Origin of the sequence: Tolypothrix campylonemoides VB511288_2 (genome assembly GCF_045999855.1) — a bacterium.
GTDB lineage: Bacteria > Cyanobacteriota > Cyanobacteriia > Cyanobacteriales > Nostocaceae > Scytonema > Scytonema bouteillei_A.
The window spans coordinates 21,033-27,468 of record NZ_JBFPMW010000027.1 but is presented as its reverse complement, the minus strand read 5'-3'; the positions used below and the strand labels follow the sequence as shown (position 1 = coordinate 27,468).

Sequence of the window (6,436 nt, the reverse complement as noted above, 5' to 3'; positions counted from 1 at the left end):
GGCAAGATTTATCCAATCTACTAACCGAAGGTATGAAAGAGGGCTAGAATATGGTTTAAAGCTCCTATGCCCAAAAGCATCATCAAACAATATTACGCAGGAGTCACCACGGAAAATACTGGTCACTATTTCTTTGTGTAATGCACCAGCTTTCTCACTTAAAGACAGCTTTTTTATATCTTCAAGTCCACTAATATTACTATTGTTAATTAAGGAAAAGTTAAGTAATGTATTCTGATGAAACAAGACAGGGATAAAACCTTTTTCAAAAAGCTTATCTACTAGTAAGCATGATAAAGATGTTTTACCAATCCAAGATAGCCCGTCTAATAAAATAACATCCTTTTTTTCCAGCAACATATTGATATCTATATGTGATGGTTTAACAAACTTATCAAAATCATTTCCTTTGAATTTTTCTAAAGTGATTTTAGTATTTTCTATAAAATCACTTTTTTGGCTTATTGGTGGAAATTCCTTTATATACCATGATAAAGCTGTAATCATGGCTTCTTTGCACATATTATAATGTTGTTTAAATTCTATATTTTTTTCACTTGAAGCAGATTTATAATGACTTCCTAAACATCCTAAGCCATACCAAAAACTTAGATAATGTTCAACTCCTTCTTTAAGTAGTCCAATTTTTTTTCCTGCCAGATGTTGAATTTTATTATTTATACCATCTCCAGGCATCTCATTGTCTTTCACCTTTGCTAAAACAACAAGATGTTCTACAAATCTCTCAAGTTCCATACGGAGGTTATATAACTTTGTAGCATAATCATTATCACCAATATTTTCATTTTCAATACATAACTTTAAACGTTGAATTAACCCAGCAGGAAATCTATCCATAGATATTACAAAAATTCTTCAACCACAATATTTGATATTTGTCATATTAATTACTATATTAACTAGATTCTCAAACTACTTCAGTAGTTTTTGTGTGTAAATAAATACTTTTTTGGCAAAACCTCAAAAAGCTCAATCCTTGCTATTTATGGAATAGACGGACATAGTGCTGCTAGGGGCGCTGTATAAGCGATTTTGAGGAGAGTAGTTGTTTATTCGGATGTATGTGATGAGATAATGTAAGACGTTAATGAAAAGATGCATTGTCATAAACGACTGTAGATGGACATAATAAGTATAAATACAGAAAATTCTATTACCTCTGTCGCCAGCGGGCTGCGATCGAGCAATGATTTTTTGGCGGAGTTGCAGCAGAAAGCGCAGACCACCCAGCGGGGGTATGCTGGCAACATAAAAATATTTTTTGAGTATTTCTTACAAAGGAAACCAACGCCAAAAGATATTGAAGAGTTTTGGGCACTTAACGGCGAGACGGCTAACGGATTAATCCTTAAGTTTAAAAATCATCTGGTGTCTGAGGGTAGAAAAGCAGCAACTATCAACCGTTATCTAGCTGCTATCAAATATCTCATTAAGGTGGGTCGCAATCTCAAGCGGTGTCAGTACCATTTTGATAGCGATCGCATTGAGTCTCTGAAAGTGACAAAGTACCGCGACACCAGAGGCGTGGGGGTGGATGAGTACAACAAAGTTTTTGATGTGATTGATACCACTTGCGCTAAGGGGAAGCGGGATTACGCCTTATTTTTGCTACTTTGGGCAAACGTCCTGCGTAGGGGAGAAGTGGCAAAGTTAACAGTGGGAGACTTTGATTATCACGAAAATACGTTGACTGTCTATGGCAAGGGTAAGGGCAATGATTCTACCAGAATTGACTTAAACTCTTTTGTTGCAGAAGCGATCGCTGACTGGTTGGGTTGCCGCACAAATCTAAAACCCAGCGATCCATTGTTTATTGCTTTGGACTTCCATAACTACGGTCATCAGCTCACAGGAGATGGAATCTACGCGATCGTGCGAAAGACTTGCGATCGGGCTGGGATAACCAAGCGGATGACACCACACAAAATTAGGCATTCGGGTATTACCGATGCTCTCGATCTGGCTCAGGGCGATTACCGCAAGGTGCAGCACCTCAGCCGTCACGCAGACCCAAGAACAATCCTGGTTTACGAGGACAACAAAAATCAGTACCAACTGGAGTTAACTAATAAATTAGCTGCTCGTGTTGGGAAAAAGCGGCGATCGTAATAATTAAATTATCCATCTCCAGGATTTAGAAGAACGAGTAAAACACACAAGCATACGCGGACGAAATTAAATTTTACGCGATCGGCTTTTCTCCATATTTTTGGGGGTAAATGAGCAATCGTACAGAAAGTTACGCTAAGGCTGTGACTCCTGCTGGATAAGCATTCTGTCAATCAATATTTTTGGCAATTCTCTTTGTACCAATTAACCTTTAGATTATTTGGTGCAGTAATTTAATACGGCACAGCAAGGGTTTGAAGCTTCTAAATTTCCGAGACTTCAAATGGTACAGTTTTATTCCTGGCGAGCGCAGTATTGAAAGTAGCTCATCAAGTCCTTAACGTAACTTTCAGTATCCTTTCAGTATCACTGCTCATTTCAGCCCATCTTCTAAATATTCGTTTTCTGGTTTTTCAAGAATGATTTAGGAATGCTATACCGAAGTGCAATCGTTTTTGTCTAATTTTTTAAGTACTAACCACAAATAATAAAGATTTAGTGAAGAGTATAAAATACAGTAATTCTTCAGAAGACATAGAAAGACAAGAGCAAGGATGATAAAAGTAGTTATAGGAATTGTATTGGCTTCTTGCTACGTATGATAAGAACTAAACCTTTGTAAGGTTAGCTCTTAGCTCATTCAGGTTTCACCAATCAAATACTAGTCTTATATAGCTAATAATTAGGAGTATTCGTGGTTTCATTTTATCCAGGATACAAAGCCAATGAACTTGCTGAAGCTGCAAAAAAGCGGTATGAAAGAGCAGTTGAAAATTTGAAAAGAGAAGAAAAAACAACGAATAAGTTAGCAGAAGATTATGGGCAGCTTCAACTCAATGTTATAAGAGGCACAATTAAACGTTTTGTTGACTTTTTAGAGCAAACTGGTAGAAAAGCTTCTGAAAGCGAGAAACGGCTTTTGGAAGGACTGGACTTTTCAGTTCAACAAATTAAAGAGTATAAAGCTGCGGCTATAGGAGCGGAACAGTATTTCACCGCTGGTGCTAAAGCGGCGGGAGCAGCAGCAGCAGGTTATGGTGGTGCTATTGGCGTTGCTACCTCGATTGGAGCAGCAAGTACTGGAACGGCTATCTCAAGTTTAAGTGGAGCAGCAGCTTGGAATGCAACTTTAGCGTGGTTTGGTGGTGGTGCGATCGCTGCGGGTGGTGGTGGAATGGCTGTTGGTGTTTGGGTGCTAGGTGGTATTACTGCTATTCCAGCTTTGGCTATTGGTGGCTTCTTTGCTGCCCGTGAAGGTGAGAAAGCCATGACAAAAGCAAGGGAGTATGAAGCTCAAGCCAACAAAGCTATTGCTGAAATTAACGCAGCAAAAGAGTATGCTAAAAAAATTCAACAGCGAATTACAGAGTTGAGAAGCGTATTTGAATCTATTAATACTTGTGCTGTTTCTAGCCTTAACGAACTTGAATCTCGACCTTTTGATTCCTCAAGAGATGCTGAAAAGTTTCAACAAGTAGCAACTCTAATGAGAGGACTTGTAGAAATTTTAAAAACTCCTGTTTTGAACAGCGAAGGGAAGATTAATGTTGGTACTGTCACCATTCTAGAAAAATATCGCATTTTACCAAGTAAATAAAGATGATACCCAAAGAAGTCCCTGTGGAAGTTGTTCATCCAGGCTCAGCAGCTGAATGCTTGCGCGATATTATTGAAGCCTATACTGAGTACAAAATAGTTGCAGAACAAGAGCAGACTAAAAGACGTGGTATAAAGGCTTGGGAAAAAACAACAATTGCTCAGATTAACGCTCAGCGTGATGCTTTATTAAAGTATATTGAACGCTCTTTTGATGAACGTGCTAATAACTTCCGCTTCCTATTTGAAAAAGTTGATCTAGCAATAGCCAATGGTGATAATAACCAATTAACTTTAGCCTTGCATTCAATTACAGAAATTGCAAAGTCTAGCCCGTTTAAAGACCTTGCTGATTTGACATCAGTAAGAGCAGCCCTTGATGATCCAGAGCATGAATGGGAGTTTTAAATACAATTCCCGTGAATGAAATTTATAGTTAAGGCTTTTTAACCATCAACCCGATCGCGTTAATCAGCCAATCACCAAGCGAGAAAATTTTCTCGCTTGGTTATCCGTTTGTAGTACGTTGTCGCGTAAGCGCTCTTACTTTATAACTAGCGGTATTTGAGGGAGAATAGTCAAAATGAATCTCTGGGAACCATCGCTCCCAGTGGCACTAATAAACCAATTAATCTGGCGCTGGGTCTACTTGCAACTCTAATGCTTCAGCTTCAAACTTTTCTATGCACCGTTTGAGCACACCCAACATAAATTCAATACTAAAGCCCATTATTGGGGGCGTACTATACAGCCAGCTTTGATATGTCGGTCTTTCTTTCCACTCGTATAACTTAAAGTCGTGCGTTCTCTTTCCTGGTCGCCCTTCATGGATGTAGGCATTTCGTATTTCCTTGTAAGCGATCGCACCATATCGGGAAAGAGTGAGCCATTGCTCAAGCACACTACGGTTCGTCTTAGGGTAACTTGCGAGGGTTTGACTGATGATATTATCCATAGTCAAATCATTTGAAATGGAGCGAGTTTGGCGTGACTCTATATCCATAATATTCGGGGTACGACGTTCTCCAATTGTGCTTAAGAATTCACATACATTCAATGGCAGCTTTATCCTCTCCCCCTTCGTTATGTTTATTTCAGTATCCCCCTGATCTATTCGGCTCCACACGTCTGGTAGTGAAACAAGCTGGAATACGTCACCACCATAACGTGCAAGAAACGCATCAAAAATAGTCCGTTTACCACTCTTGCTATACTCTTTCTTGCCAATACTTTTTGCCCACAAATTGGAAAGAGCGTCAAGAGCCCCCCACAGCAACAGGTTAGCTTCGTACCTTTGTTTGCTAAAGTCTAACTCACTGATGGATGCGTGTCGTTGTTTCCAGCAATCAAAGAAAGGCGTAATTTGCCATTGTAACTTTTCGTCCATACATTATACTGCTTGAGTCATGCTACCCCTAATTTTGACCTTCAGTCGGTCTCCTGACCATTCAGGAGACGATAATTACATTGTCAGTACAAAATAACTACAATGAAACAATTCTAGACAAAAATCTAGAAATCCAAGAACGCTTAGACGACCTTACCACCCGCCTTCAAGAATTAGAAGAACGGGTAAAACACATAAGCATACGCTCCCGCAACTAAGCGATCGGCTTTTCTCCATATTTTTCAAACAATAAATTCAATGCCTCCCCCAACAACGCCTGCACTGTGGTCTCGTTTTCCGCTGCCAGCCGTTTTAGTTGGATAGCAACTGCAGGATCGAAATGCGCTGCGATCGTCCTCTTCCCCTGGCGACTTGGCGGTATAGGATATCTATTGTCTTCTGGTTGTTCTTGCTTGTGCTCCTCCTCAACTACCTTTAGAGGTTTTGGCTCCTCTTTAGCTTTATTCAGTGCATTCCCTAATTTCGTAGTTTTTTTAGCTGCTGCCATAATTCATCACACACTTACACCTGTGTACACGTCCACTTGTACAATTCTAAAATTTCCTTTGCTGCTTTGCCCTTTGGCTCGTATTCAAGCGCCGTTAAGCCATCCGTGAGCGATCGCACAAACGCAGAACGATGCCCAATCTTCACTGGGGCAACAGGAATTTTATAATTGGCGATCGCCTCCTCTGCTTCATCTCCCAGTGACCCCTGTGATGGCACGGCATTTAAAACCACAGCTGCCACTAAAGTTTTTTTAGCGAGTTTAATAAGGTCAACCGTGTCATCAATTGCCCTTAAATCTAAAATTGTGGGACGGCAGGGAATCAAAATTAAATTAGCTGCACGAATTGCTGCAAGAGCTGCTGTTTCTGCGTGGGGAGATGTGTCAATAAAAACTAAATCCGCACCTTCATCTTTGGCTGCTGACAAAACTTTATCCAATCGTGATGCCTGAGCGGATACCACAACCGGAGTTTCTGATTCTCGTGAATCAGACCATTTTGCACATGATGCTTGTGGATCTAAATCGACAATTGCTACTTCCCTACCATCAATAACTGCTGCCACAGCAAGGTGGATTGCTAAAGTAGATTTCCCCGAACCTCCCTTCCTCGATACGATTGCGATTGTTTTCATAGGTGGATACCAATATCACACATACACAGTTGTACCTCTATACGTCTCCACGTGTCCACATTTGTACACCATATACGCCGGACTCACAGACACTCTCGGACTAACTGAATCCCTATTAGGGCTTGAAACGAAGTGTCAAGAAATGTATCTGCGGCTAAAGCCGCAGATAGAGTTGCGATC

At 40.3% G+C, this 6,436-nt stretch carries 8 protein-coding genes; 4 read left to right on the top strand and 4 right to left on the bottom strand.

Annotation, left to right across the window (positions count from 1 at the left end; genetic code table 11):
* Positions 1 to 858: hypothetical protein (locus AB0756_RS39935; protein ID WP_408104062.1), on the bottom strand; the 858-nt coding region annotated here is incomplete at its 3' end.
* Positions 859 to 1,140: 282 nt separating this feature from the next.
* Between AB0756_RS39935 and AB0756_RS39930 the strand changes: the two genes are divergently transcribed.
* From AB0756_RS39930 to AB0756_RS39920, 3 genes are all read left to right on the top strand, one after another.
* Complete coding sequence (locus tag AB0756_RS39930) at positions 1,141 to 2,130, top strand: tyrosine-type recombinase/integrase (RefSeq protein ID WP_038078650.1); 990 nt, start codon at positions 1,141 to 1,143, stop codon at positions 2,128 to 2,130.
* Between the two features lie 694 nt (positions 2,131 to 2,824).
* Positions 2,825 to 3,727: a hypothetical protein gene (locus AB0756_RS39925; protein ID WP_038078648.1), complete on the top strand. Its 903-nt coding sequence runs from the start codon at positions 2,825 to 2,827 to the stop codon at positions 3,725 to 3,727.
* A gap of 2 nt (positions 3,728 to 3,729) precedes the next feature.
* Positions 3,730 to 4,134 (top strand): hypothetical protein, encoded by a 405-nt coding sequence (locus AB0756_RS39920; RefSeq protein WP_050045376.1) that lies wholly within the window; start codon positions 3,730 to 3,732, stop codon positions 4,132 to 4,134.
* A 220-nt stretch (positions 4,135 to 4,354) separates the two neighbouring features.
* Here the strand turns inward: AB0756_RS39920 and AB0756_RS39915 are convergent, their stop codons facing one another.
* On the bottom strand, positions 4,355 to 5,113 hold the full coding sequence (locus AB0756_RS39915; RefSeq protein WP_038078643.1) for a hypothetical protein: 759 nt from the start codon (positions 5,111 to 5,113) through the stop codon (positions 4,355 to 4,357).
* An 80-nt stretch (positions 5,114 to 5,193) separates the two neighbouring features.
* On the opposite strand from AB0756_RS39915, the gene AB0756_RS39910 reads away from it, so the two are divergent.
* Complete coding sequence (locus AB0756_RS39910; RefSeq protein ID WP_153021508.1) at positions 5,194 to 5,331, top strand: hypothetical protein; 138 nt, start codon at positions 5,194 to 5,196, stop codon at positions 5,329 to 5,331.
* On the opposite strand, the gene AB0756_RS39905 is transcribed toward AB0756_RS39910, so the two are convergent.
* A complete protein-coding gene (locus tag AB0756_RS39905) occupies positions 5,328 to 5,621 on the bottom strand; it encodes a ribbon-helix-helix domain-containing protein (protein WP_050045377.1) in 294 nt (97 codons plus the stop codon). The two genes, AB0756_RS39910 and AB0756_RS39905, sit on opposite strands and share 4 nt — an antisense overlap.
* A gap of 14 nt (positions 5,622 to 5,635) precedes the next feature.
* Positions 5,636 to 6,256, bottom strand: a complete 621-nt coding sequence (gene parA, locus AB0756_RS39900; RefSeq protein ID WP_038078639.1) for a ParA family partition ATPase — start codon at positions 6,254 to 6,256, stop codon at positions 5,636 to 5,638.
* Between the last annotated feature and the right edge of the window lie 180 nt (positions 6,257 to 6,436).